The sequence below is a fragment of the Sedimentibacter sp. B4 genome (genome assembly GCF_000309315.1).
GTDB lineage: Bacteria > Bacillota > Clostridia > Tissierellales > Sedimentibacteraceae > Sedimentibacter > Sedimentibacter saalensis.
This window is the reverse complement of record NZ_CANG01000918.1, coordinates 1-228: the sequence shown is the minus strand read 5'-3', so window position 1 is coordinate 228 and position 228 is coordinate 1. Positions and strand designations below refer to the sequence as shown.

Here is a 228-nt window from a genome sequence, read left to right as displayed (position 1 = left end):
CCTCGACGCCGGCGTGAACGTGATCTGCGAGAAGCCCCTCTGCCTGGACGCCGGCGAGGGCGCCGAACTCGCCGCCACCGCCCGCGAGCGCGGGCTCGTCGCCGCCGTCCCGTACACCTACCGCTACCACCCGCTGGTGCGGGAGATCCGGCATCGCCGCCTCGCCGGCGAACTGGGCGAGATGCACCTCGTCCACGGCTCGTACCTGCAGGACTGGCTGCTCTCACC

The 228-nt window shown here is 72.8% G+C and carries 1 protein-coding gene; it reads left to right on the top strand.

Going from position 1 to position 228, the window contains the following annotated elements:
- A partial coding sequence (locus BN358_RS24650; RefSeq protein ID WP_198018508.1) for a Gfo/Idh/MocA family protein occupies window positions 1-228 on the top strand: 228 nt, incomplete at both ends.